Genomic DNA, 23,982 nt, shown 5'->3' on the forward strand with positions numbered 1-23,982 from the left:
AGGCAATTCTAGGCGTTCCGGTTCATGGGGGATCAAACCCGCCGCCCCACCCACCAACCCACCAGTAAGGGGAGCACCGAGCCCAGCATCAGCACGTTGCCAAGCACAACATCGTCGGCACGGAGGGCCGCCCCGGCGATCAGTACAGCGGCAAAGACCAGAACACCAACAAGCCGCCTGGCCAGGCGGATCAGCCGGGCCAGTTGCTGTTCGATGCGGCGGTTGGAAACCTGGAGGCTGCCATCCTCCAGCCGTGTCACCACCCCGTCGATCCGCTTCGGCAGGCGCAGTGCCAGGACCGCAGCCTCCACCGCCTGTCCCGCAACATCCTGGACCAGGTTCCCGCGTTCGTCCCGCAGCAGCTGCTGGGCGTACGGTTCCACCGAGTCCCAAAGGTTGAACCGCTGGTCAAGCGAGCTGCACACCCCTGAAGTCAGGGACATGGCCCGGATGATGAGCAAGAAGTTCTCGGGCAGTTGGAAGGGCAACGAGCGAACTACAGCTCCGAACTCCACGCCGAAATCGCGGAACTCGTTGGGGTCCACGTCACGCAGTTCAGCAAAGCCCATGCCACCAAAACGGGCAAACAGCTGCGTCATGGCGCGCTCCAACTCCGGCCTGTCGGCGGTCGGCATCAGCACACCAACGTCACCAATGGCATCCACCAGTCCTTTGCCATCCCGTGAGGCTGCGGCGATCAGGAGTTTCCGGAGTCCTGCGCGTGTTGAGGTGGAGACCTCACCCATCATTCCGAAGTCAATGAACGTCAGCTTCCAGTCATGCCCGTCCGCGGAATTCCTGGTGGGGGTGACGAAGATGTTGCCGGGGTGTGGGTCTGCGTGGAAAAAGCCGTTGGTGAACAGCTGGTCGAACATCACCGAGGCAAAAACCGGGGCGACGTCGGCCGGGCTGATGCCCGCGGCCCGCAGCGCTTCGGCATCCGTCACCTTGATGGCCGTGACGTCTTCAAGGGTGAGTACCCTGCGCGTCGTCCTCTCCCACACAACCTGTGGAACGGCCACCCGCGCATCCTGCGCAAAGTCGGCGGCAAAGCGCTCCGAATTGGCAGCCTCGTTCAGGTAGTCGATTTCCTCAAGGCTGGTTTTCTCGAATTCCTTGATCAGGGCAGGAACATCGGCACGGTCGGAAACCAGCCTGATTCTGCTGAGCCAGCTGCCCACCTTCCGGAGTGCTGCCAAGTCAACGTCCACAATGGCTCCAATGCCCGGCCGCTGCACCTTCAGCACAACGTGGTCCAGCCCTGTGTCTGCGGCAATACCGGGAAGGAGCCTGGCACGGTGGGCCTGGCCAAGGGACGCGGCAGCAATCGGCACCTCCTCCACCGAGGCGAACACCGAGGCCAGCGTGGCTCCAAGCTCGGACTCCGCCAGCGCACGGACGGCCGGGAAAGGAACAGGCGGGACCTCATCCTGCAGGCCCTCAAGTTCCTTGGTGATTTCCGGCGGAAGAACATCCAACCGCGAGGACATGAACTGCCCGACCTTGATCATCAAACCACCAAGATCAACAGCCAACACGTGAAAGCGGCGGGCGAAGACGAGCATCCTCTTGGACCTGTTGGCCTCACCCACCCGGCGGAGCCCCAGGCGGGGAAGGAACAACTCAAACCACCACGTGACGGTCAGGTGCCACGCGGCAAACCTGAGGATGCGGCGGTAGCGGGCACGGGTGTTGCCGGCCGCAAATCCTGAATCAGTTGTTCGGTCGGAAACCGAGGCCACCCCTTCAGTCCTGGGCAAGGATCGAATACAAGCGGCGGCGCGCTTCTTCCAGAACGGTCACTGCTTCCTGCACTTGCTTCTGCGTACCGGTGCGGCCCACCTGTGCGGCTGCCTGGGCCAAAGCCATGCCTGCCTTGGGCAATGCAGCAAAGCCCTGGCCCGATCCTGCTCCGGTTGATTCCCACGGCGCCGACGTCTCAGCACTCGCCAGGTCCTCCCTGCCTGCCTCGGTCAGGGAGTAGATTTTACGGCCGTTGGATTCCTCGGAGCTCACGAAGCCCTCATCGGCCAGCAACTGCAACGTGGGATAGACAGAGCCGGCGCTCGGCTTCCAGCTGCCGTTGCTCCGCTCTTCAATCTCACGGATGATCTGGTAGCCGTGCATCGGACGCTCCGCGAGCAGGGCAAGAACGGCTGTCCTCAGTTCGCCTCGCCCGGCCCTGGACCCCGAGCGCTTCTCGAACCGCGAACGGAACTCATCGACGGCCTGCCACATTCCGTCAAAGCCATTGCCAACGAATCCGCCGGCGGGGTAGGAATCACGCATCATGCTCACCTCTGTCTGTTGCGAACGATACTGAACGATACCTAACGATATGCCTGACCCGCGACCGAAAACAATGGGGCGCCGCTCAAACCACCGTAGAGTCTTGACTGTGATGACCACATGAACAGGATCCCCATGAATGCGGCCGGGGCCAGCGACCTCACCGGAATAGCCGGGGTAGCGGCCGGAATCATCGAGTCCCTCGGGGAATGGGGCGTAGGCCTCCTCACCCTGCTTGAGACTGTGTTTCCGCCCATCCCCAGCGAAGTCATCCTCCCCTTGGCTGGCTTCCTCACACAGCAAGGCGGACTGAACCTGGTACTGGTCCTCATCACCAGCACCTTGGGGGCATACATCGGCGCACTGCTGCTGTATTGGCTGGGCTTCAAGATTGGCTTGGAACGCTCCATCAACCTGATGTCCAAGCTTCCGTTGGTGGACCGGGAAGACTTTGAAAAGGCTGCAGGATGGTTTCAGCGCCACGGGAAATCCGCGATCTTCTTCGGCCGGCTCCTCCCTGGGGTGCGCAGCCTGATCTCCCTCCCGGCTGGAGCTGAACGCATGAACCTTGTGACGTTCAGCGTCTTCACCATTGCAGGAGCGGGCATATGGAACGCGCTTCTGATCGGCCTGGGTGCGCTGCTGGGAAAGCAATACCACGTGGTGGACCAGTACTCGAAGTATCTCAACTACGCACTGTATGTGGTCATTGCGGGTTTCTTCCTCTGGCTCATCATCCGCAGGATCAGGAAGAGCAAGGCCAAGGAAAAGACCCACTAAGGGTGAGCCGATATGGGTGGAGCTAAGGAGATTCGAACTCCTGACCTCTTCGATGCGAACGAAGCGCTCTACCAACTGAGCTATAGCCCCTGAGCCGGCTGTCACAGCCCGCCGGGTTCCCCTAGGCTACAAACTTTGTGTCCGCTTTTCCAACCACGACACGAACGTCTCGGTGCCAAGCCTGCGATCCGGAACAAGGTTGTGGCCCGCAGCCAGGTAGGCCCCCATGGGACCTGGTAGTGGCACGGTGACAACAACGCCGCGTGCACCCGTGACAGCCTTCCAACTCTCCGCCATCTCCCTCATCCCAAGCACTTCAGGACCCCCGGCGGTGACCAGGCTGTGACGCATGGTTGTAGGGCCCGCCAACGCCGCGTCCAGCAGGATCCGGGCCACATCAATCGTTGAGATCGTTTGAAAGCGGGCTCCCCGGAACACCGGGATGAGCCGAATCCTGGCACCGGCAGCGAAAACCGCCGCGACCAGGCTGTGGAACTGCGTGGCCCGGACCACCACCGTGTCCAGTTCCGAGTCAGCGTAGTTGCGTTCCTTCGCCGCTTTGGAGACGTAGTAAGAAGACGTGCTGAGATCGCAGTTGACGATCGACAACGCCACGGCCCTGACTGCGCCGGCACGGTGAGCAGCCTCCAGGAGCCGTGCGCCGCCGTCGGCGAATTGTTTTTGCGCCTTACCGAATTGCCCTTCGAGGCAGTCCACAACAACCTCGACGCCGGCCAGCGCCTCGCCCAGGCCATCCCCCGTGGTGACATCGGCGGCGAAGTATGTGGCGCCGTCGACGAAATGATGGCTGCCAGCGGAGGGTATCCGGCGACTCACCACCCGCACCTTGTGTCCGGCGGCAACTGCGAGACGAACAACCTCAAGCCCTGCCTGGCCCGTCCCGCCCGCAACGCAGATGATAGTCACGGGGATTTATGCGCGGCGGCGCTGGAGGACGTCGTCCAGGTTGCTGAGTGCACTGGATCCCTTGGAGGATGCCACAACCTCGTGCTGTGCGGGATTCGGCTTCAGGATGGGCTTCCCCAAGGGCTTGGGCGCCTCAGGGAGATCCAACGGTGCTGGAGCTGGACGTTCAGCCTTTGCAGCCTCCACGTACGTAGGCTTGGGAACCTCCACAGGCTCCCAGCTCGGTCCAGCCTGCCCGGAGTGGTCCGTGGCAGACTGGTCGCCTGCTGCGACGGCAACAGCCAATGCAGCCTGGCGCAGTTCCAGGGCAGAAAGACGCCTGGCCTCGGCACCGGCTGCTTCGGCATCAAAAACTATGGTGGGCTTCGGTTCCACGACCTCGGCCTTGGGCAAGTACCGGGCCGGCGTAGGAATCGTGGCCGCTTGGGCGGCACGCCTGGCCCGACGTTCCTTCAGGTCCCGCAGAGCCAATTTACGCAGGACCACAACGGCTACCACCGCGCCAAGGAGGGACACCAACGGCAACCAGATGGTTCCGATACCCACTACTCGGAGCAGGCCTGAAATGGCGGCCGTGAGCAGCAAGGCCAAACCAGACAGCGCCAACGTAAAGCGTGCATAGCGAATAGTGAAGGGCGCAGCAAGGAGCCTTGTTGAGCCGGCATCCGCCGACCGGGATTCCAGGGGCGACTCCGGTGCTTTGCTGTGCATGGTCTCCATCGGTTTCTCCTGCTGGGGTGCCAAATTCAGAACAACCCCCGCCTGGGGTTCGACTGGTTCGTCATCGATGGCATCTGCTGGAACAGCCGCCGCTTGGACTTGCGAACGCCTGTTACGCAAAACGTAAGGCGCCACCCAGACCATCCACAGCGCGACAGTGACAACGAGTATCACTGAGCTGCTGAGAGGGAAGTCCACATTCAAAACCGTAGAAGCAAAGTGCCGGGGGTGGCGGCATTGCGGCCGGTGTGTCGTGGGCGAGTCCTCAAATGATCCACATAAGGATCAAAAAGGCGTTATGACCTGCCCTTTTGTCCACTCAGCCAGCGGCGGAGCAGTCCCTCCGGAACTTCATCGGACGTCAGTGCGAAGGTCCTGTGGTCAGCCCAGTCCCCGTTGATGTGGAGGTACCGTTCCCGATACCCTTCATCGCGGAATCCGAGCTTCTCAACAACCCTGAGGCTGGGCGCATTTTCCGGCCGGATATTGATTTCCATCCTATGCAGCCCAAGGACCCTGAAACAGTGATCGGTGGCCATGGCAACAGCCGTTGGCGCGATGCCGTGGCCCGCCCTGTCCTTGTCCACCCAGTAACCGAGCGTGGCCATCATGGCTGAGCCCCACACAATTGATGACACTGTCAACTGGCCCACAATCCGGGGTTCCCGGAACCCGGGGGTGCGCTCAACAATCAAAAAAGGCAATGCCGTAGCCTGCCTGGCTTGAACATTCAGCGAGGCCACCATCTGGCGATAGCTTGGAAGGCGCCCACCCGGGGCTGGGTTGGACGCCTCCCACGGCGCAAGCCACTGGCTGTTACGCGAACGGACCTCGGACCACTCCCGCTTGTCGCGGTAGCGGATAGGCCTGAGCAGCAGGTCTCCGCTTTCCAGGGTTACCGGCCAGATCGCTGAGCCGTACATGCCGCGCTACTTGGTTACTTGGTTACTTGGGAAGCGCTGCGGTGAAGTTGGGCAGCCACTCGCGCAGTTCCGGGCCCAGATCCTCGCGTTCGCACGCAAGCTCGATGCAGGCCTTGAGGTAGCTGAGCTTGTCACCGGTGTCGAAGCGGCGGCCGCGGAAGACTACGCCGTAGACGCCATATCCTTCGCCTTCACCTGCAGCAAGAACTTCGAGGGCATCGGTCAATTGGATCTCTCCACCGCGGCCAGGACCGGTCTTTTCCAGGACATCGAACACAGCGGGGTGCAGGACGTAGCGGCCAATGACAGCAAGGTTGGAGGGAGCTTCCTCAGGGGAAGGCTTCTCCACCAACTGCTTGATGCGGACGTAACCCTCATCGCCTTCGTCCTCAACATCGGCGCAGCCATACGCGCTGATCTTCGAGGGCTCAACCTCGATGAGTGCAACAACCGATCCGCCGGTCTTCTGCTGGACGGCAATCATCTCGCTGAGGAGGTCATCCTTGGGATCGATCAGGTCATCGCCCAGGAGAACGGCAAAGGGTTCCCGTCCAACGTGCTGCTTTGCGCGAAGGACCGCGTGGCCAAGGCCGTTGGCGTCGCCCTGACGGACATAGTGGATGTCGCCCAGGTTGGTGGCAGACTGAATGGCCTCAAGCTTGGCGGTGTCACCCTTTTCGGCGAGCGTGGCTTCAAGCGCCGGCACCCTGTCAAAGTGGTCTTCCAAGGCACGCTTGCTGCGGCCCGTGATCATCAGGACATCGTGCAAGCCAACCTTGACTGCTTCTTCGACGACGTACTGGATCGCCGGCTTGTCAACGACGGGCAGCATTTCCTTCGGCATCGCCTTTGTTGCAGGGAGGAACCTGGTACCGAGACCCGCTGCGGGGATGACGGCCTTACGGACAGCATTGTTATCGAGAGTCACGGGACTAATGTAACGGAAGGTACACAGCAACGACTAAACCCCTCGCCGTGCCGGTAGTACTTTCGGTTGACGCAAGTCAGCGTAGACAGGTTCACCGACGTCCGGCGGATTCGAGGATCGGAGAGGCATGGAAAGCAAAGAAGACATCCGCAGCTTCCGCCGCAGGCACCGCAAAACCATTTCCCCGGAGGCGTTGGCAGCGGCTGGAAAGGCGATCGCCGGGCACGGAATGTCATGGGCAGAGAGGATTTCAGCCGATGAGAAGGCTGCGTTTGCCGTCTACGTGGGAGTCGGCGTCGAACCGCCCACCTTGCCCCTGATCCACGCGCTCCACGAGGCGGGCCACCAGGTCCTCCTGCCGGTCTGCGAACCCGGCTGTCAGCTGAGTTGGGTTTACTGGACTCCCGCCACGCACTTCGTCCGGTCCGCATATGCCCCCATTGACGAACCGGAGGGTGACCGGCACAGCAGCGCTGCGGTGGCCGCAGCTGCCGGTATTTTCATGCCGGCGACGGCGGTGGACCAGGACGGGAACCGGATCGGGCAAGGTGGCGGCTACTACGACCGGATGCTGGAAGGTCTCGACGCTTCCGGCCAACGTCCCCCGACCATCGCCGTGGTGTACGACGACGACGTGTTGCCTTCGGGTTCGATTCCCGCCGAACCCTTCGACAGGCCGGTGCGCGAGATATTGACGCCCTCAGGGCTGAGGACCTTGGGGGACGTGGAATAGGCACACGGTCCGGGGCGTTATGACCCAGCGAGGTGCCCTCAAGGTGAGGGGACGCCGGATGATAGAATTGGCACTCAGGCCCTGCGACTGCTAACCCGAAGACTCATCGGCGAAGTTTTCAGGACCTGAACCTTGTCCTGAAGGAGGAATTCAGTGCCCACTTACGCATACGCCTGCAAAGACTGTGACCACGCCTTTGATATCGTCCAGTCCTTTTCTGACAGCTCCCTGACGGAGTGCCCAGAATGCCAGGGTTCGCTTCGTAAGAAGTTCAACAGCGTTGGCGTTGTTTTCAAGGGCTCGGGTTTCTACCGCACTGATTCGCGCGATGCCAAGGGCAGCACTGTTTCCGCTGCCCCTGCAGCTCCCGCAGCCTCGACTCCTGCACCCGCTGCTGCTTCGGCACCGGCCGCCAGCTAGGACCTTCCCAAACCGCGCCATTTCCACACCCGGGCCGTTTTCCACATAGCCAAGCCTGGTTCTGTCGCCGTGCACTGACGCCTGGATAACGTGGCGCCATGCCACGAACACCAATTACCAACCGCCGCCGCCCTCCTGCTGCCCGCCCTATGTTTCGGACTCCGGGACGCCACCCCGTGAGGTGGCTGGCCCGTAACCGACGGCTGGCCGTGGCTCTCTTGCTGTGCCTGGCCGCCGGGATTGCCGTTCAACAGTTGACCCCTGATCAGGGAGTACGCATGGCGGTGCTCACTGCAGCGCGTGACCTCCCCAGCGGCGCCACCCTCACGGCTTCGGATTTCACCGACACCGTGCTCCCTGCCCAGCTGGAGCTTAACGGCGCCATCAAAGCAGTCAGCGATCTTGAGGGTCGGCAACTCTCATCGCCCTTGGGCCGAGGGCAGATCCCCACTGAGGCAGACTTGCTGGGGCCCGGGCTGTTGACCGGAGCACCGCTTGGAAGTTCAGCAGTGCCCCTCCGCATGGCGGATCCCGCTTCCATTCAGCTGCTCTCCCCCGGTCAACTGGTAACGGTGGTCCTCACCGCAGCCGGCTCCTACGATGAATCCCGCAGCAGCCAAGTGCTCGCGGCCTCTGTCCCGGTGCTCTGGACCTCGGCCCAGGGCGGAAAACCCGGCGAGTGGCTGGGCACCACCGAAATGGACGGTCTCATGGTGGTAGCGGCAGACGCCGAGCAAGCAGAAAAGCTTGCCGGCGCGTCAACGCAAGGCAAGCTTTTCTTTGTGCTGGTCAACCCCTGATGGAGTCGGGAATGTCAGCCCCAGTGTGGGGGCTTCTGCTCCTTCAGCCATTCTTCGTGATCGTAGCCGGCTTCGTCTCCCCATCTGTGGGGATCATCTTCCGCGGCTTTTGTAGGCAGGATTCCGCCGGTAGCAGGCTTGACGGCGGGCGCTGCGGACTCCTCGCCGGCCTGTTCACTGCCCTCCCGGAGCTCACCGGACGGAGCGCCGGCAGTTTCACCGGCATCGATTTCGTTTTCGCTCATCATTGCTTCTTTTTCGTCAGTTGCTTGGTGCGCCGAAGGTGCGTCGTTTTCACTGCTCTTAGCAGCCCGTCGAGCACTAGGCGTAAAAGTCGGCTGTTCTTTTCCCGCATTCAATTGTTCAACATCGATGTCCAGGAAGCCATGCTGAGGAGTGGCGGAAAGCTGCGGAACATGATTTTCCAGCCCCAGGTAGGTACCTATCCGGTCAGCACAAGAGGAAGGATCCGTGAAGACCTCGATCGTCCACAGGGACATGTAGCGCCAGCCCATCCGTTCCAGCAGCTGCGGCCGAAGACGGCTGCGCTCCCGGACACTCATCCGCCGGTACCGTTCGGTGCCATCGGATTCAATGGCCACGGGCGTAGGAATCTCGGCGCCTTCCCTGCCTATGGTGTGCACCGGGTCGGCTGCCGCCGCGATGTCCAGAGCCCCGTCGTACAGATGCCACACCCGCGCGCCGCGGGCACGGAGCCGCTCGCCCAAATCAGCCACCAAGGGATCTTCGCCAAGAGCCTGCTCGCTGGCCACTGCACGGGAGGCGGGCGTCCCAAGATTGCTGTTTCCGGAAAGCTCCCTGTCGAGGAGTTCGTAGAAGTCCAGCGCGCCGTGAGCCAGGCGGTCCTGGTCCAAGTCTTCCGGACGGAAGCAGGTCAGAATGTGCATGGACCGCCGAGCCCGGGTCATGGCCAAAGCAAAGCGGTTCCTGCCACCCTCGGTGGACAGCGGCCCGAAGGAGTGCAGCGCGCGGCCGTGCGGAGTCCTGCCATACCCCAGCGAGAAGATCACATGATCGCGGACAAGACCCTGCGCGCGCTCCAGGTCCACAACCCTGAACGACTCAGGACCTGCGCCAAAGAAGGCAGAAAGCAAGGGATGGTTGGGCAGCTGCAGCCGGATGGCCTCGCCAATCCGGGCAGCGTGCCGCAGGCTTGCAGTCACAACCGCCAAGGTGGTGCGGGGACGCAGGCGGGCGTGTTCGAACACCAGGTCCACCACACGGTTAACCTCGGCGGTAACGGACTCCACACCTTCATGGTCAGCGCCCGGAAGCCCAGTGCCGTCCGGGATATATTCGACATGGATCGAACGGTCCAGACCCGTGACGGAGTTGCCATCGGGCAGGCGGCGCAATCCACCGTCGTAGTAGTTCTTGCTCAGTTGGAGGATCAGGTCCTCGTCCACGGCACGGTAAACCCAGTTCAGCTGCCAGGTGGGCAGCACGCGGGACAGGGCCTTGAAGGCACTGTCCACCATCTCGTGGCTGGCCACTCCGGCAACAGGCGGTTCAACGGCAACACTGAATGTCCGTGCATTGGCGATCTTGGCGTCGCCGAAGGCCACCACCTGACGGGCGCGTGCGATCGCGGGCAAAACAGCCTGCAGGGAGGTGGACTCGGCGTCGATGATCACCACAGCGTCAAACTTCTGCTCCGCGGGCAGGACACCCGTCAGGAGATAAGGGCTGACCGACCAGACGGGCACCAGCAGCGGGACAAGATCCGGCGCCTGGGCGCTCAATGCCGGAAGGGTCACCCGACCGTCCTTCAGCAAGGCACGGAGGAGTTCAGCCTGACGCGGATGTTCCTGGATGCCCTCACGCCATTTCCGGGCGAGCTGCCAGCGAAGACGCGCAGCGCCGCTTGCGATGTGGGCTTGGTCCGCCAGACGGTACTCGGCTTCAAGGCGGCGCAACGAGTCGCCGTCGGACATGGCCAAGTAATCATCACCACTGATCATGGCTTCCAGCGCGGACTGCCACCAAGCAAGATCCAATTCGGCGGCTACCGACGCAGCCGGAACTTCCCGCTGCGCCAAATCGGAGAGCAACTCGCCCAGCCCGTGTTCGCGCATTTCCTCAATCAACAAGGTGCGCTCGGGAAGGGTCTCCAGGGTGGCGGTGTCGGCAACCAGGCGTTCAAGCCGTTCCATCAACTCCGGGTACGGCGTTCCGTGCAGTTCGCCGCCGCCGGAGGTGTGTTTCAGGGATTCACCGAGACGGCGCAGGTCTCCGTCCAATTCCCTGTACAGGGCGCCAATATCGGCCAAACCCGAAGGGACGGCGGGATGACGCTGAGTGGTGGCGTAACCGGCCCACAGGGCACGCTGTTCCTGCACCAGCACAAGGGAGCTGTGGAGGTCAGCGATGTGGACACCGGGGCGCACGTACTCCTTGGCCACGCGCCGCAAGCGGGAGCGCTGCATGGAAGGCATCTCGATGTTCCGCTCGCGCCGCCACGACGAACTGGCCGTGGCGGAGATGAGATCATGCACCGGGCGGTCAAAAATATCCGGGGTGAACTTGTCAAGGCTTTCCCGGACAGCAATCAGCAGTTCGAGTTGCGCTCCCCACTCGGAGAACGTCTCACCAAGCCTGATCTCAGCGTGGTCGGAGACCTGCTTCATCCGGTCCCGGAGGACAGGCAATTTTTCAGCAGCAACGTTCACCAGTTGCTGGGCTTCCTCTGTTTCTTTGCGCGTTACCAGCCGCGCTCCGTACCAAGGGCTGGAGGTGGCCGAACGGCTGAAGCTCCCCAGTTCCGCGGCGCGGTGCAGGCGTCCCGCAAGTTCTTCCCGGTCCTTGATGTTGTCCAGGACGCTGCGCTTGAGGCGGACCGTTGTGGAAGGAGCCGGGTGGATGGAGGTCAGTTCTGCGAGCGACTGCATCGCTTGGTACGGGGAGCAGCCCCACCGCTCACGGACGTTGTGCAGCGACGCGACGTGGTCCATCAACGCATGGCGGTGGCCGCTCAGGGTTTGGTGGAGGTTGCCCAGCTGTGGCTCCAGGGCTTTCTCGCTGCGCATGATGGCGCGGACAAGCTGGCCCTTGAGCTGCTGCGGCGTTGTTCCGTTGCCGGGACGGAAGAGGATGGAGTCCAGACCCAGGGATTCAAGGTGGGCGGACAATCCGGCCAGGCTGGACTGCCTGTCCCCCACCACCAGCACGGACTTTCCTTCGCTGACCAGCGCGCCGATGGCGTTGATGGCAGTTTGGGTCTGGCCGCTTCCGGGCGGGGTGCTGACAACCAGGGAATCTCCGGCGCGCACGGCATCAACCACGTACTGCTGATCGGTATCGGCGTCCAGAAGAAGGAACTCGTCGGCGGGATCACGCAGGTCGAGGTCGGGGAACCGGCCCGCCTTAATGGGTTCGGGCTCGACGTCGCCGCCATTGGCTGCCGCCGAAAGGGCCGCCACCGTCGGGTTTCCGAGGTTGATCCAGGGGTCGTCGAGGTTGCCGGACAGGTCAGCCAGCGTGGTGACCAGGAGGTTGAACTCCACTTCGGCGCCGTGAATCGGTTGTACCAGGGTGGACAACCGGTCAAGCACCGGCTGCGGATCAAGGCGCGCGGTGTTGTATGCCATGCGTGCCACGGCGTTGACGTCAAAAACGATGCCGTGGACGGTCTTCAAGTGCCGGACCAACGCCGGATTCATCCGGGCTTGCTCTGTGAGCTGAAGTTCGAAGTCGTCTTCGCCGGGCCTGACAGTGAGCATGATGGAGGTGAGCATCACAGGGGCGGACACCCGTTGCGGCTTGCCGCCTACTGCAGACGTCCACACTACGGTTCCGGCTGACAGATAGCCCGCTTCGATACCGCGATCGTTGCTGAGCTCAAAGATCTTGGAGCGGATGTTCCGGGCCGCCCTGGCAGCCACCAGGTACTGCTGGCGGTCCCTGATCAGGGTGGACAGACGGGTACGGCGTCCCGCCAACAATTGCGCGAGGCCGGAGGGATGCGCGTTGCTGAGGTCAATGGCACCTTCCGGTGTCTTGACGAACCGCAGCATGGTGTCCGCACCGGTGACCGGCTTGAGACCGGACAGCCATTTCCTGAGCTCTTCGGAGCCCTCTTCCTGGCCTTGACCTACTGACACAACTTCTGCCTTCTTTTCTGTACTAGCTTTAGACGCCCTGGACCATACCGGCATACTTTCGAGGGTAGCGGGAATCCGCCCGCCCCCTGCACCGCAACGCTGTTCGGCCGCGAAATTCACCGCTATTCACAGGTGCCGCAACCGTTAAAGCACAGTGGCCGGTCTCCGCAGAGACCGGCCACTCAAGCTGTTATTCCCACTCGATGGTTCCCGGTGGCTTGCTGGTGACATCCAGCACCACGCGGTTCACGCCATCAACCTCGTTGGTGATCCGGTTGGAGATCCGCGCCAAGAGGTCGTACGGCAACCGTGACCAATCCGCCGTCATGGCATCCTCGGACGAAACCGGGCGCAGGACGATCGGATGGCCATACGTTCGGCCATCACCCTGCACACCAACACTCCGGACGTCCGCAAGAAGGACCACGGGCATCTGCCAGACATCGTTGTCGAGGCCGGCGGCTGTCAGCTCGGCACGCGCGATCGCGTCGGCCTTGCGCAGCAGGTCCAGGCGTTCCTTGGTCACTTCACCAACAATGCGGATACCCAATCCCGGGCCGGGGAAGGGCTGGCGGCCAACGATTTCCTGCGGCAACCCGAGCTGGGCGCCAACGGCGCGTACTTCGTCCTTGAACAAGGCACGCAGCGGCTCAACGAGCTCAAACTGCAGGTCCTCGGGCAGGCCGCCTACGTTGTGGTGGCTCTTGATGTTGGCAGCGCCTTCGCCACCGCCTGACTCCACGACGTCCGGGTACAACGTGCCTTGGACCAGGAACTTGATCTTTTCGCCTTCAGCAGCAGCCTGGGCGATGATGGCGCGCTCGGCCTCTTCGAACGCACGAATGAATTCGCGGCCGATGATCTTGCGCTTGGTTTCGGGATCGCTGACCCCTGCCAATGCAGACTGGAAGCGCTCTTGTTCGTTGGCAACGTACAGGTTGACACCCGTTGCAGCTACGAAGTCGCGTTCCACCTGCTCGGCTTCGCCTTCACGCAGGAGACCGTGGTCAACAAACACACAGGTCAGCTGGTCACCGACTGCACGCTGCACCAGGGCAGCAGCCACAGCAGAGTCAACGCCGCCGGAGAGGCCGCAGATGACCTTGGAATCGCCGATTTGCTGGCGGATCCGATCTACCTGCTCCTCCAGGATGTTGCCCGTGGTCCAGTTGGGGCTGAGCCCCGCACCCTTGAAGAGGAAGTTTTCCAGGACGTGCTGGCCCAGGACGGAGTGCTTGACTTCCGGGTGCCACTGCACACCATAGAGGCGCTTCTCCTCGTTGGCGAAAGCAGCAACCGGAGCACCTGCAGTAGTTGCCAGGACTTCGAAGCCCTCGGGTGCCTCGTGGACGGAGTCGCCGTGGCTCATCCAAGTGTTCTGGCTCTGCGGGACGCCGTCCAGGATGGACCGTGCGTCACCCACCAGCAGTGCCTCGGTTGCGCCGTACTCCCGCATGCCGGTCTGGGCAACCTTGCCACCCAGGGCGTTCGCCATGGCCTGGAAGCCGTAGCAGATGCCGAAAACGGGCACCCCGGCCTCGAAGAGATCGGCACCGACGAACGGTGCGCCTTCGGCGTAGACACTGGAGGGTCCGCCGGAGAGAATGATGGCTGCCGGGTCTTTGGCCAGAAGCTGCTCGGTGGTGAAGGTGTGCGGAACAATTTCCGAATACACATTCGCCTCACGGACGCGGCGGGCAATCAGCTGCGCGTACTGGGCACCGTAGTCAACAACCAGCACCGGCTTCTGGGAAGTCTGGGGTGCGGTGGGAGTAGTCACCAACCAAGACTACTTTGCCGGGGCGTCCCCGCGCACGTTGGCCGGGACGCCCACGGTCCAAAACAGTGATAACCGTAAGGGATCTCACACCGTGGGCGGGGTGGGATCCCGGTGGCGCTTTTGACTAGTAGCGCTTTGAGGCCTGCGGATGGGCTGCAAGCTCGGCTTCGACCTCGGCGTGGAACCTCTTCTCGACAAAGAAGGACAGGAGCGGGACAACGCCGCCCAGTGCCAAGAGGACCATTTTGGAGAACGGCCAGCGCATCAGGGACCACAGCCGGAAGTTCGACACGAGGTACACCACGTACATCCAGCCGTGGACGATCAGCACGGTGGTGGAGATGTTGAATCCACCGATCACCCCCTTGGGCTCGGACTCGGCGAATCCGAAGCCGAAGGGCTGGCCGGTCACCGCGTTGGTTCCGCCGGCAAAAAGTGAGACACCAAAGGCGTAACGGGCAATCAACTCAGCGCACAGAAGGAGCAGCATGGCACCGGTGAGGTAGGCCATGACCTTGTAGAACTTCAAGGCCGAGCGGATTTGCGCTTCCGTCCCGCCGAACCGCCGCTTCTTGGTTTTCTTGCCTGACTGCTCCGGCTGGATGGCCGGTTTGGGCTCGATCATTGCTGCACCTTGTGTTCCTGCTCTGGGCCTGTTGGGTCTGGGTTTACTGATTCCGGGTTGCCGCCGGCCGACGGCTCAATGGCACCGTCATTGTCTTCAAGGTCGTCGTCGTCAAAGTCTTCATCGTCTTCCAGATCGCGCTGGTGGTCGTCCCTGACCAGCCTCCACCAGATGAAGACCGAGAACCCTGCGAACACCACCCACTCCACCGCGTAGAAGAGATTGAGCCAGTTGACTTGCTCGGCGGGCGGCTGCGCCGCGATATTCAGCGGTTTCACGTCGGCGGGCAACGGAATGGCAACGCCCTGGGCGGCCTCGGAGGTGGCGGCGATGAAGCCCTGGTAGCTGGAGACGCCCCATGTGTTGATGAGTTCGGCAGACGAGACGGCCGATGCCCGCCCGGGTCCGGCGTCGACGTTTGGTACGGGCGCCTCTGAAGGGATGAGGCGACCAGTCACCGTAATAGTGCCCGACGGCGGCGGGCTGGCCTGGGAGGCATCAGCCACCCAGCCGCGGGCTACGGGAACATAGGTTTGGGGCGATGCTCCGGCACCGGTCAGTGTGGGCGCGCCGTCAACGGCGAAGGCGTCCACGATCCAGAAACCCTTTTGGTTGTTATGGAGGCGACCCTCCACGAGAACCTGCTTGGCGGGGTCGTACGCTCCGGTGGCGCTGACCATCTGGTCCGAGACTGATCCGGGGAAGAACTGGCCGGGCTGGAGAACTCCCACCAGCGGCTTGACTTCTTCGACGCTGGTTGGCTCGGGCGGCTCGTGTTGGGTGGACCGGCTGAGCTGCCATTGACTGAGCAGCACGAATACCGCGGACAGCACAAGCGCAAAGACCAGTCCTGCGATCCAGCGGGGTTTCAACGCGGTTTTCAACACCCCTTAACCGTACTTCGTCCGGCTGTAGAACAACGAAACGGGTTGAGGGGCCCGCCCCTGGAGCGGGGCAGCAGGGCCCCTGCGTGGCGACGAAGTCGACACGAAAGGGCCTGGCCCAATCCCTAGTGGTCGAAGAACACCAGGCTGGAGTTGATGAGCTCGGAGATGACCTCGGGATCGTGCGCGCGCCGCAGGGATTCGCGGAAGGATTCCTTGGACAGGGAGCGTGCCAGCGTGGCGAGGACTTCCAAGTGGTCGGAGAAGGAACTGGCGGGCGTGGCAATGAGGAGGATCACGGTGGCGGGGCCATCGGTTGCCCCGAAATCCAACGCGTGGCCGAATTTGGTGACGCCTACGGCTATGGAGATTCTGTCCACGAATTCGCTGCGCGCATGCGGAAGTCCGACTCCCCCGGGAAGGCCGGTGGCCAACTGATGCTCCCGGGAATGGACCTGCTCAAGGAAACCTTCCAAATTGGTGATCCGGCCAGCGGCGTAAAGCCGGGCCGCCAGCTGGCCGGCTGCGTCGATCTTGTCCTGGGCGACGAGTTCCAAGATGACGGTTTCCGGGGTTGTCAGCTCCGCGTCGTAACGGTCTAGTGGTTCAGCCACATTATTTCCCTCCAGTGTGGCCCGCGGGCCGCATTTTCCTGTGCCGGTCAGCGAAGGGGAACAATGTCCTCCACTCCCATGCGTGCCGCGTCCGCCGATTCATCATCGGGTTGCTGCTGACTGAGACGTTCAGCATCCACACGCGCCAGATAATGCTTGATTTCGCTGTCTCGTTGAGCCTCGCTCCAACCAAGGATTTCTCCCATCAGCTTAGCTACAACCGGAGCAGCAGACACACCCCGGTCCCATGACTCGATGGAAATGCGGGTCCTGCGCGTCAGCACGTCATCAATGTGACGGGCCCCCTCGTGGGTGGTTGCATACACCACCTCCCCTGCCAGGTAATCGTCTGCTCCTGGCAGCGCTTCGCCCAGTTCAGGCCTTGCTGAGATGATGTCCAGGACTTCGGGAGTCAACGACCCAAAGCGGTTCAGCAGGTGCTCAACCCGGGCCACGTGGACCCCGGACCGTTCCGCGGACCTGCTGCGGCGGTTCCACGCTGCTTTGAATCCCTCGGCGCCAAGAAGCGGGATAGTGTCCGTGCAACTGGAGGGAACCCGCTCATCCATGGCCCTGGTTGCCTCGTCCACGGCGTCCTTGGCCATGATCCGGTAGGTGGTGTACTTGCCACCGGCAACCACCACAAGGCCGGGCACAGGGTGGGCCACCACATGCTCCCGCGAAAGCTTGGCAGTGGAGTCGTTGTCTCCTGCCAGGAGCGGCCGGAGGCCTGCGTAGACACCTTCCACGTCTTCACGTGTCAGGGGCCGCTTCAGGACCTTGTTGACGTGGTCCAGCACATAGTCGATGTCCTTGCTGGAAGCAGCAGGGTGGGCCTTGTCCAGCGTCCATTCGGTATCAGTGGTGCCGATGATCCAGTGCCGCCCCCAGGGAATCACGAACAGTACCGATTTTTCCGTACGAAGAATCAGGCCAACGGTGGACTGGAACCGGTCACGCGGGACCACCAAGTGGATCCCCTTGGAGGCGCGGACTTTCAGTTGGCCCCGGTCCGTGACCATGGCTTGCGTCTCGTCCGTCCACACACCGGTGGCATTGACCACCTGCTTGGCCCGAACATCGAACACACTGCCGTCTTCGACGTTCTCCACGGTGGCGCCGACAACCCGCTCACCCTCCCGCAGGAAGTCGACCACGCGTACGCGGTTGGCAGCGTGGGCTCCGTAATGGGCCGCCGTCCTGACGACGTTCACCACCAGGCGGGCATCATCCACTTGGGCGTCGTAGTAGCGGATGGACCCAACGAACGCGTCATCTTTCAGGCTGGGAGCGGCCCGCAGCGTTCCGCGCCGGAAAAGGTGTTTGTGCATGGGCACGCCACGGCTGTTGCCGGAGGTCAGTCCCAAGGTGTCGTAGAGCATGATGCCGGCGCCGACGTACGGACGCTCCCAGAAACGCCTGGTCAGCGGGTACAGGAAAGGTACCGGGCGGACCAGGTGCGGTGCAATCCTCTGGATCAGCAAACCACGCTCCTGGAGCGCTTCCTGGACCAGCCCGAAGTCCAGCATCTCCAGGTACCTCAGGCCGCCATGGATGAGCTTCGAGGAGCGTGAAGAGGTGCCGGAGGCCCAGTCCCGGGCCTCAACAATTCCGACGCTCAGGCCACGGGTTACGGCATCCAGGGCAGCCCCGGCACCCACCACGCCGCCACCGACGATCAGGATGTCCAATTCCTTGCCTGGCTGGGCTGTGGCTTTCAGGACATCAATGGATGCGGCGCGGGACTCCGGGCTGAGTGCTCCCGGGGAATTCACCTGCGGACCGCCTGCGACATTGCTCATCGGACCCCTCCTCAAACGCAACCTGCTGGTAGTCCCCTACCCTACTTGCTGGCTGCCGCCTCCGGCAGGGCCAGTTGGGGGCTCAGTTGCCGGCGTAGGGCGACACCACGACGTCGACGCGCTGGAACTCTTTGAGGTCCGAGTATCCGGTGGTGGCCATGGAGCGACGAAGCGCACCGATCAGGTTGGACGTGCCATCGGTGTGGTGGCCGGGGCCGAAGAGGACCTCCTCCAGGGGACCAACGGTTCCGACGTTCACGCGGTCGCCGCGCGGGGACTCCAGGTGGTGGGCCTCGGGGCCCCAGTGCCAGCCGCGGCCGGGTGCTTCCTCAGCGCGTGCCAGGGCGCTTCCAAGCATCACTGCGTCGGCTCCCATGGCGATGGCCTTGACGATGTCGCCCGAGCTGCCCATGCCGCCGTCGGCAATGACGTGGACGTAACGGCCGCCGGACTCGTCCATGTAGTCGCGGCGGGCTGCTGCGACGTCGGAAATAGCGGACGCCATGGGCGAATGGATGCCCAGCGCGCGGCGTGTGGTGGTGGTGGCGCCGCCACCGAAGCCAACAAGGACACCGGCAGCGCCGGTGCGCATCAGGTGCAGGGCAGGGGTGTAGCCGGCCGCTCCACCAACGATTACGGGGACGTCGAGTTCGTAGATGAACTGCTTGAGGTTCAGCGGCTCATGGTTCTTGGAGACGTGCTCGGCGGACACGGTGGTTCCGCGGATCACGAAGATGTCGACGCCGGCGGCCACCATGGTTTTGTAGTGTTCCTGGGTGCGCTGCGGGGTCAAGGAACCAGCGACTGTGACACCGGCGGCGCGGATCTCCGCGAGGCGGGAGGTGATGAGCTCAGGCTGGATCGGTGCCTGGTAGAGCTCCTGCATGCGGCGGGTGACGGAGGGGCTGCTGGTCTGGTCGGCAAGGCCGGCGATCTCATCGAGCACCTTCTGCGGGTCCTCGTACCGGGTCCACAGTCCCTCGAGGTCAAGGACACCCAGTCCACCGAGCTTGCCGAAGGCGATGGCCGTGTCCGGGGACATCACCGAGTCCATGGGGGCAGCGATGACGGGAGTTTCGAACTTGTAGGCATCGATCTGCCAAGAGACGGAAACGTCCTTGGGGTCACGGGTCCGGCGGTTGGGGACAATCGCGATGTCATCCAGTGAGTAGGCACGACGCCCACGCTTGCCACGGCCAATCTCAATCTCATAAGTCACGGCTCTTACTTTACTTGACCCCTTCCCGAACCCCGATTCGGGAATTAAAGTGTGTCCCCGGCAGAGGCATCAGAGGAATCCGGTAACCTGCGACAACACCAACAAAACATGAAAAGGGGTGGCACATGCGCCCGGACGGCGGCCAAGGCCCCATGCCCGTTCCGCACCCTGCCCGCCCGCTGGAATACTGGCTTTCCCCGGAACTCTCAGCCATTACGCCGGCGACCGCACCTTCCCGCCTGCGCGAACTCGCCAGCGCGCGGGGCTCCTTCATGGGTGCCTGGGCCGGGGGAATCTGCCTGGGCGCAGTCCTTGTCCTCCTGGGAGCCATCCTCGCCCTGAGGCTGGGAGCTCCTGCGGTTCTCCCCTCCCTGGCCGTTCCAGGTGCGGGGATTGGCGTTCTCTGCTCCATCTTCTACGCTCGCGCCAAGGACCGGTTGCCGCGAACAAACCGGGCACTGGTTAACCGCGGGCCCGGTAATTTGCGGGGGGCGCTTTTCTTCGTGGGGTTCATCTTGTTGGTCTTCATGGGGGTGTTCGCCTTGACGGCCACACCATCAACGTGGCAGGACCCCTCCTCCCTGCTGACGCTGGCCACGGTCCTTGGGTTCATGCTCAGCCTCCTCACGGCCGCGATCATCGTCCCGGCCACCATAGTGGGCCGTTCAAGGGAATCACTTCGTCGCAAAGCCGCTGATGATCCGCGCTTCCGGGCGCTCCTGGAACAGGACCTTGCCACGTGGCGGGACCCCTATGGTGAGGCGGGATACGGTCCGCTCTAGGTCCCCGGGAGGTTACGGCTGGCCTCGTCTGCCGGGAGTTGGGATTCGAACATCCGGAAGTACCTTCCGCCCAACGCCACCAGTTCTTGGTGGGTGCCTTGCTCAGCGATCCGGCCGTCTTCCAGCATGTAGACGATATCGGCCTTTTCGATGGTGGCCAGGCGGTGGCTGATGGCAATGATGGTGCTGCTGCGGTCCGCGAAAAGCCGGGTGAAGATCCGGTGTTCAGCCAGTGCGTCAATGGCGGAGGTAGGTTCATCCATCACCATGAAGGAGGCGTCGCGGTAGAAGTTGCGCGCCATGGCCAGCCTCTGCCACTGCCCTCCTGAGAGACCGCTTCCCTTGCGGCCCCGGGGATCTTCCATCCAATTGCTGACGTGGTTTTCCAGCCCGTTGGGCAGTTTGTTGATGAACTCCATGGCCTCGGCATCGGTGGCAGCCTTGCGGACCCTGGCGTCGTCCCGTGGAGCGTCAACATCGCCCAGGTAAATGTTCTCGGCCGCAGTGGCGAACTCGTACTTGAGGAACTCCTGGCTCAGGACTGCAAGATGCCGGTGCCAGCTGGTGACGTCAATTCCGGCCAGGTCCACGCCATCCAGCAGCACCTGGCCGGAGTCAGGCTTGTACAGCCCTGCGAGGATGCGGATCAGGGTGGACTTTCCCGCGCCGTTCTCCCCCACAATCGCAATGTGCTGGCCGGCTGTGATGGTCATGGTGATGCCCTTGATGACCTCGATGTCGCTGCCCGTGTAGCTGAAGCGGATGTCCCGGAGCTCCACGGTGCGCGGTGACCGTTCCAGCGGTCTTTCACGTCCGTTGGGCACCGGCAGGTCCATGAAAAGTTCGTAGTCCTTGAGGTTTGCCAGGTCCTCGTCAATGGAGCTGAGGGAGGACACCAGGTTGTTGGCGGTGGACAGCGCACGGCTGACGATTTGCTGGACGTACAGGAACTGTCCTACCGGCTGCGCCCTGCCAATGATCTGCCCCACCACCCAGATCAGTGAGACCACTTCCGCGCCGTATTGCAGGGCGTCGGCAGCCAATTGCTTGGGAATGTAGCGCTTTTGGAAGTCCAGGCGCCTGCGCTCATCGGCATCCCTGAGCCGCGACCGCAGGTCCATGAGGTATCCCACGATTCCGTAGAGGCGCATCTCGGCAATGTGCTGTGGGCGCAGGAGGTTCTGTTCAATCATCCGCCGCTGGCGACGGGAATCCACCTGGGTGTTCCAATGCGCAATCTGTTCACGGGAAAGCTTGAACTGCAGGTAGACGCTGGGCACAATCGCCACCAGGACAATCACGGCAATCCACCAACTGACCAGCACCAGGGCGCCGATAGCCAGAATCACCGACACCAGTTGGGTGAAGATGGCGGCGATGCGGTCCAGCACCCGGGCATAGGAATCGGAGAACCGCTTGGCGCGGTCGTACAGGTCCACCGTTTCTTTGTCGTCGTAGCGCCAGAACTCCAACGCCAGGAAGCGCTGGTACATCTGATCTCCCACAATGGCGCCCACTTTGAAGCTCATGAGTTGCTGAATGTAGCGGTCCACGCTGTTGAAAGCGCCCCACAACAGCCCAAGTGCCGCGGTGATGACCACGTACAGTATGGCCTGCGGACCGGCATTGGGGTCCCCCGCGTAGCCGGCGGCCAACGCTGTGGTGGTCATCGCGGCGAAGTAGGTGGTGACCAGCGGCAGCGTGGCCGAGATCAGGGAGCCCACAACCTTCATGATGACGGCGGCCGGCGATGCCTGGAAGCTCACCTTCAAGACCTGCCCGACGGCGCGTGCGTACGGACGCAGGGCCAACTTACGGGACGGTGTTTGGCCCGGTGGGGTGGGATTCAGCCGGACCGATTCCGGATGCCGCGGTTGCGCGGACTTTTCAGACATGCATCCAGCCTATTCCCCTGCCCTGACAAAATTTCCATCCCGTTAAACAGCAGTTTCCCGCGGCCTGCGCCACGGGGAACTGCTGAATGCTAACGGCTGTTGTAGTTGGGGGCTTCAACCGTCATCTGGATGTCGTGCGGGTGCGATTCCTTCAAGCCGGCGGGTGTGATGCGGACAAACTTTCCGCGGGCCTTGAGTTCGGGAATGGTGGGGGCGCCCGTGTAGAACATGGTCTGGCGCAGGCCGCCAACCAGCTGGTACGCCACCGAAGCCAACGGCCCACGGTAGGCCACGCGGCCTTCGATGCCTTCCGGGATGAGCTTGTCGTCGCCGGAAACGTCCGCCTGGAAGTAGCGGTCCTTGGAGTAGGAGGTGTTCTTGCCACGGGACTGCATGGCTCCCAGCGAACCCATGCCGCGGTAGCTCTTGAACTGCTTTCCGTTGACGAAAATCAGGTCACCCGGGGATTCCTCGCAACCGGCCAGGAGCGAGCCCAGCATGACGGTGTCGGCGCCGGCCACCAGGGCCTTTCCGATGTCGCCCGAGTACTGGAGGCCGCCGTCGGCGATCAGCGGGACGCCCGCCGGGATAGCTGCCTTGGCGGACTCGTAAATGGCCGTGATCTGCGGAACGCCTACGCCTGCCACCACGCGGGTAGTGCAGATGGAACCGGGTCCGACGCCCACCTTGATGCCATCGGCTCCAGCGTCGATCAGTGCCTGGGCGCCTTCACGCGTAGCTGCCTGTCCACCAATCACATCCACGTGTGCTGCAACGGGATCCGACTTGAGGCGGCGGATCATGTCCAGCACGCCTTGGGAGTGGCCGTTGGCCGTGTCCACGAACAGTGCGTCCACGCCGGCGTCAACGAGCTTCATGGCGCGCTCCCAGCCATCGCCAAAGAAGCCAATGGCGGCACCCACGCGGAGGCGGCCTTCGTCATCCTTGGTGGCCAGCGGGTACTGCTCGGCCTTGGTGAAGTCCTTGGTGGTGATCAGGCCCTTCAACCGGCCCTGCTCATCCACCAAGGGGAGCTTCTCGATCTTGTTGGTGGCGAGCTTGTGCGAGGCTTCCTCGCGGCTGATGCCCACGTGACCGGTGATCAGGGGCATCTTGGTCATGGTGTCGCTGACACTGCGGAACGGGAAATCGGACTCCGGAATGAAGCGGGTGTCGCGGTTGGTGACGATGCCCAACAGCCGGCCGTCCACGTCTACGACGGGCAGGCCGGAGACACGGTAGCGGGAGCACAGCTCGTCCAGTTCCTGCAGCGTTGCTTCAGGCCCGATGGTCAACGGGTTGGTGATCATGCCGGATTCGCTGCGCTTCACGCGGTCCACATGATCGGCCTGGTCATCGATGGAAAGGTTGCGGTGGACAACGCCGAGGCCACCCTGGCGGGCCATGGCAATGGCCATGCGGGACTCGGTAACAGTGTCCATGGCGGCGGAGAGCAGCGGTGTCTGGACGCTGATCCGGCGCGAGATACGGGAGGAAGTGTCAGCCTCGGACGGAATGACATCCGTGTGTCCGGGGAGCAGCAGGACGTCGTCGTACGTCAGGCCAATAAGGCCAAAAGGATTGTGTTCGGGCTCGGTCATGAGTGTGCGCCTCTTACCTGGGTCTACGGGGGCTTAACTGGTAGGGGTTGCAACTGATGACCAGCCCGTCATTACGGGACTGGCCTGTGCATCGGTACTGCAAACATTGGTACTTCCCGGCTGGTGGTGCCGCCGGTGT

General features: G+C 62.8%; 20 protein-coding genes and 1 tRNA gene. 5 read left to right on the forward strand and 16 right to left on the reverse strand.

The genetic code is table 11. The features are described 5' to 3' along the window. Positions 1–32 precede the first annotated feature (32 nt). Together JOE60_RS12600 and JOE60_RS12605 are read right to left on the reverse strand one after the other, a co-directional pair. Positions 33–1,742 (reverse strand): AarF/UbiB family protein, encoded by a 1,710-nt coding sequence (locus tag JOE60_RS12600; RefSeq protein ID WP_167263410.1) that lies wholly within the window; start codon positions 1,740–1,742, stop codon positions 33–35. 4 nt (positions 1,743–1,746) lie between these two features. Next, complete coding sequence (locus JOE60_RS12605) at positions 1,747–2,292, reverse strand: PadR family transcriptional regulator (protein ID WP_204814925.1); 546 nt, start codon at positions 2,290–2,292, stop codon at positions 1,747–1,749. Positions 2,293–2,409: 117 nt separating this feature from the next. Between JOE60_RS12605 and JOE60_RS12610 the strand changes: the two genes are divergently transcribed. After that, positions 2,410–3,069: a DedA family protein gene (locus tag JOE60_RS12610; protein ID WP_167263414.1), complete on the forward strand. Its 660-nt coding sequence runs from the start codon at positions 2,410–2,412 to the stop codon at positions 3,067–3,069. Positions 3,070–3,086: 17 nt separating this feature from the next. Here JOE60_RS12610 and JOE60_RS12615 read toward each other — a convergent pair. The 5 genes from JOE60_RS12615 to galU all read right to left on the reverse strand — a co-directional run bounded on the left by JOE60_RS12615 (position 3,087) and on the right by galU (position 6,567). Then, a tRNA-Ala gene (locus JOE60_RS12615) sits at positions 3,087–3,159 on the reverse strand. 36 nt (positions 3,160–3,195) lie between these two features. Then, positions 3,196–3,996, reverse strand: a complete 801-nt coding sequence (locus tag JOE60_RS12620; protein ID WP_167263416.1) for an NAD(P)H-binding protein — start codon at positions 3,994–3,996, stop codon at positions 3,196–3,198. A gap of 6 nt (positions 3,997–4,002) precedes the next feature. Next, a complete protein-coding gene (locus JOE60_RS12625; protein WP_167264173.1) occupies positions 4,003–4,860 on the reverse strand; it encodes a hypothetical protein in 858 nt (285 codons plus the stop codon). Positions 4,861–5,012: 152 nt separating this feature from the next. Then, complete coding sequence (locus JOE60_RS12630; RefSeq protein WP_167263418.1) at positions 5,013–5,639, reverse strand: GNAT family N-acetyltransferase; 627 nt, start codon at positions 5,637–5,639, stop codon at positions 5,013–5,015. A 22-nt stretch (positions 5,640–5,661) separates the two neighbouring features. Beyond that, positions 5,662–6,567 carry a UTP--glucose-1-phosphate uridylyltransferase GalU gene (galU, locus tag JOE60_RS12635; RefSeq protein WP_167263420.1) on the reverse strand — a complete coding sequence of 302 codons (906 nt, stop codon included), beginning with the start codon at positions 6,565–6,567 and terminating at the stop codon, positions 5,662–5,664. A 127-nt stretch (positions 6,568–6,694) separates the two neighbouring features. Here galU and JOE60_RS12640 point away from each other — a divergent pair, with 127 nt between their 5' ends. The 3 genes from JOE60_RS12640 (at position 6,695) to JOE60_RS12650 (ending at position 8,520) form a co-directional block, all read left to right on the forward strand. Next, positions 6,695–7,300, forward strand: coding sequence for a 5-formyltetrahydrofolate cyclo-ligase (locus tag JOE60_RS12640; protein ID WP_167263422.1), 606 nt, complete (start codon positions 6,695–6,697; stop codon positions 7,298–7,300). Positions 7,301–7,453: 153 nt separating this feature from the next. Next, positions 7,454–7,720 (forward strand): FmdB family zinc ribbon protein, encoded by a 267-nt coding sequence (locus tag JOE60_RS12645; RefSeq protein WP_167263424.1) that lies wholly within the window; start codon positions 7,454–7,456, stop codon positions 7,718–7,720. A gap of 149 nt (positions 7,721–7,869) precedes the next feature. Further along, positions 7,870–8,520, forward strand: a complete 651-nt coding sequence (locus JOE60_RS12650; protein ID WP_239529079.1) for an RcpC/CpaB family pilus assembly protein — start codon at positions 7,870–7,872, stop codon at positions 8,518–8,520. 14 nt (positions 8,521–8,534) lie between these two features. Here JOE60_RS12650 and JOE60_RS12655 read toward each other — a convergent pair whose 3' ends face one another. The 7 genes from JOE60_RS12655 to JOE60_RS12685 form a co-directional block, all read right to left on the reverse strand. Further along, positions 8,535–12,695, reverse strand: coding sequence for a DUF4011 domain-containing protein (locus JOE60_RS12655; protein WP_167263428.1), 4,161 nt, complete (start codon positions 12,693–12,695; stop codon positions 8,535–8,537). A 136-nt stretch (positions 12,696–12,831) separates the two neighbouring features. Next, positions 12,832–14,421 carry a glutamine-hydrolyzing GMP synthase gene (gene guaA / locus JOE60_RS12660; protein ID WP_167263430.1) on the reverse strand — a complete coding sequence of 530 codons (1,590 nt, stop codon included), beginning with the start codon at positions 14,419–14,421 and terminating at the stop codon, positions 12,832–12,834. A gap of 124 nt (positions 14,422–14,545) precedes the next feature. Then, a complete protein-coding gene (locus JOE60_RS12665; RefSeq protein ID WP_167263432.1) occupies positions 14,546–15,046 on the reverse strand; it encodes a DUF3817 domain-containing protein in 501 nt (166 codons plus the stop codon). Further along, a complete protein-coding gene (locus JOE60_RS12670; protein WP_167263434.1) occupies positions 15,043–15,933 on the reverse strand; it encodes an SURF1 family cytochrome oxidase biogenesis protein in 891 nt (296 codons plus the stop codon). Before JOE60_RS12670 ends, JOE60_RS12665 begins: the two co-directional genes overlap by 4 nt. A 122-nt stretch (positions 15,934–16,055) precedes the next feature. Continuing rightward, positions 16,056–16,544, reverse strand: coding sequence for a PTS sugar transporter subunit IIA (locus tag JOE60_RS12675; RefSeq protein ID WP_167263436.1), 489 nt, complete (start codon positions 16,542–16,544; stop codon positions 16,056–16,058). Between the two features lie 47 nt (positions 16,545–16,591). Continuing rightward, positions 16,592–18,346: a glycerol-3-phosphate dehydrogenase/oxidase gene (locus JOE60_RS12680; RefSeq protein WP_167263438.1), complete on the reverse strand. Its 1,755-nt coding sequence runs from the start codon at positions 18,344–18,346 to the stop codon at positions 16,592–16,594. An 82-nt stretch (positions 18,347–18,428) separates the two neighbouring features. Then, positions 18,429–19,565, reverse strand: coding sequence for a GuaB3 family IMP dehydrogenase-related protein (locus JOE60_RS12685; protein WP_167263440.1), 1,137 nt, complete (start codon positions 19,563–19,565; stop codon positions 18,429–18,431). A 125-nt stretch (positions 19,566–19,690) separates the two neighbouring features. Here JOE60_RS12685 and JOE60_RS12690 point away from each other — a divergent pair, with 125 nt between their 5' ends. After that, the gene (locus JOE60_RS12690; protein ID WP_167263442.1) at positions 19,691–20,347 is read left to right on the forward strand and encodes a hypothetical protein; all 657 of its coding nucleotides are present in this window, start codon (positions 19,691–19,693) and stop codon (positions 20,345–20,347) included. Here the strand turns inward: JOE60_RS12690 and JOE60_RS12695 are convergent. Together JOE60_RS12695 and guaB are read right to left on the reverse strand one after the other, a co-directional pair. Then, on the reverse strand, positions 20,344–22,242 hold the full coding sequence (locus tag JOE60_RS12695) for an ABC transporter ATP-binding protein (protein WP_167263444.1): 1,899 nt from the start codon (positions 22,240–22,242) through the stop codon (positions 20,344–20,346). The two genes, JOE60_RS12690 and JOE60_RS12695, sit on opposite strands and share 4 nt — an antisense overlap. Before the next feature lie 89 nt (positions 22,243–22,331). Further along, positions 22,332–23,843 (reverse strand): IMP dehydrogenase, encoded by a 1,512-nt coding sequence (gene guaB, locus JOE60_RS12700; protein WP_167263446.1) that lies wholly within the window; start codon positions 23,841–23,843, stop codon positions 22,332–22,334. Positions 23,844–23,982 lie beyond the last annotated feature (139 nt).

The sequence above is a fragment of the Paenarthrobacter ilicis genome (assembly GCF_016907545.1).
Taxonomy (GTDB): domain Bacteria; phylum Actinomycetota; class Actinomycetes; order Actinomycetales; family Micrococcaceae; genus Arthrobacter; species Arthrobacter ilicis.

Bases quoted from the DNA above. Each gene is read 5' to 3' on its own strand.
- JOE60_RS12610 (WP_167263414.1), top strand. From the start codon at position 2,410: ATGAACAGGATCCCCATGAATGCGGCCGGGGCCAGCGACCTCACCGGA.
- JOE60_RS12605 (WP_204814925.1), bottom strand. From the start codon at position 2,292: ATGATGCGTGATTCCTACCCCGCCGGCGGATTCGTTGGCAATGGCTTT.
- JOE60_RS12650 (WP_239529079.1), top strand. From the start codon at position 7,870: ATGTTTCGGACTCCGGGACGCCACCCCGTGAGGTGGCTGGCCCGTAAC.
- JOE60_RS12630 (WP_167263418.1), bottom strand. From the start codon at position 5,639: ATGTACGGCTCAGCGATCTGGCCGGTAACCCTGGAAAGCGGAGACCTG.
- JOE60_RS12665 (WP_167263432.1), bottom strand. From the start codon at position 15,046: ATGATCGAGCCCAAACCGGCCATCCAGCCGGAGCAGTCAGGCAAGAAA.
- JOE60_RS12640 (WP_167263422.1), top strand. From the start codon at position 6,695: ATGGAAAGCAAAGAAGACATCCGCAGCTTCCGCCGCAGGCACCGCAAA.
- JOE60_RS12695 (WP_167263444.1), bottom strand. From the start codon at position 22,242: ATGTCTGAAAAGTCCGCGCAACCGCGGCATCCGGAATCGGTCCGGCTG.
- JOE60_RS12625 (WP_167264173.1), bottom strand. From the start codon at position 4,860: ATGGTCTGGGTGGCGCCTTACGTTTTGCGTAACAGGCGTTCGCAAGTC.
- guaB (WP_167263446.1), bottom strand. From the start codon at position 23,843: ATGACCGAGCCCGAACACAATCCTTTTGGCCTTATTGGCCTGACGTAC.
- JOE60_RS12680 (WP_167263438.1), bottom strand. From the start codon at position 18,346: ATGAGCAATGTCGCAGGCGGTCCGCAGGTGAATTCCCCGGGAGCACTC.
- JOE60_RS12690 (WP_167263442.1), top strand. From the start codon at position 19,691: ATGCGCCCGGACGGCGGCCAAGGCCCCATGCCCGTTCCGCACCCTGCC.
- JOE60_RS12655 (WP_167263428.1), bottom strand. From the start codon at position 12,695: ATGCCGGTATGGTCCAGGGCGTCTAAAGCTAGTACAGAAAAGAAGGCA.